The sequence below is a fragment of the Serratia sp. HMSC15F11 genome (assembly GCF_001808215.1).
Taxonomy (GTDB): Bacteria; Pseudomonadota; Gammaproteobacteria; order Enterobacterales; family Enterobacteriaceae; genus Serratia; species Serratia nevei.
On sequence record NZ_KV792471.1, the window covers coordinates 1 to 1,096 of the forward strand.

Here is a 1,096-nt window from a genome sequence, read left to right on the forward strand (position 1 = left end):
CCGACCGTGATTAGCTAACCTTCGTGCTCCTCCGTTACTCTTTGGGAGGAGACCGCCCCAGTCAAACTACCCACCAGACACTGTCCTCACCCCAGATTATGGGGCCGAGTTAGAACATCAAACATTAAAGGGTGGTATTTCAAGGATGGCTCCACGCAGACTGGCGTCCACGCTTCAAAGCCTCCCACCTATCCTACACATCAAGGCTCAATGTTCAGTGTCAAGCTATAGTAAAGGTTCACGGGGTCTTTCCGTCTTGCCGCGGGTACACTGCATCTTCACAGCGAGTTCAATTTCACTGAGTCTCGGGTGGAGACAGCCTGGCCATCATTACGCCATTCGTGCAGGTCGGAACTTACCCGACAAGGAATTTCGCTACCTTAGGACCGTTATAGTTACGGCCGCCGTTTACTGGGGCTTCGATCAAGAGCTTCGCCTTGCGGCTGACCCCATCAATTAACCTTCCAGCACCGGGCAGGCGTCACACCGTATACGTCCACTTTCGTGTTTGCACAGTGCTGTGTTTTTATTAAACAGTTGCAGCCAGCTGGTATCTTCGACTGGCTTCAGCTCCATCCGCAAGGGACTTCACCTACATGCCAGCGTGCCTTCTCCCGAAGTTACGGCACCATTTTGCCTAGTTCCTTCACCCGAGTTCTCTCAAGCGCCTTGGTATTCTCTACCTGACCACCTGTGTCGGTTTGGGGTACGATTCAATGTTACCTGGAGCTTAGAGGCTTTTCCTGGAAGCAGGGCATCAACTACTTCTGCACCGTAGTGCATCGTCATCACGCCTCAGGGTTGATATGCAACCGGATTTACCAGGTCACACCCCCTACACGCTTAAACCGGGACAACCGTCGCCCGGCTAGCCTAGCCTTCTCCGTCCCCCCTTCGCAGTAACACCAAGTACAGGAATATTAACCTGTTTCCCATCGACTACGCTTTTCAGCCTCGCCTTAGGGGTCGACTCACCCTGCCCCGATTAACGTTGGACAGGAACCCTTGGTCTTCCGGCGAGCGGGCTTTTCACCCGCTTTATCGTTACTTATGTCAGCATTCGCACTTCTGATACCTCCAGCAACCCTCACAGGCC

Annotated in this window: 1 rRNA gene; it reads right to left on the bottom strand. The window is 53.4% G+C overall.

The window, feature by feature from the left end:
* A 23S ribosomal RNA gene (locus HMPREF3138_RS15680) occupies positions 1–1,096 on the bottom strand; the annotation flags it as partial.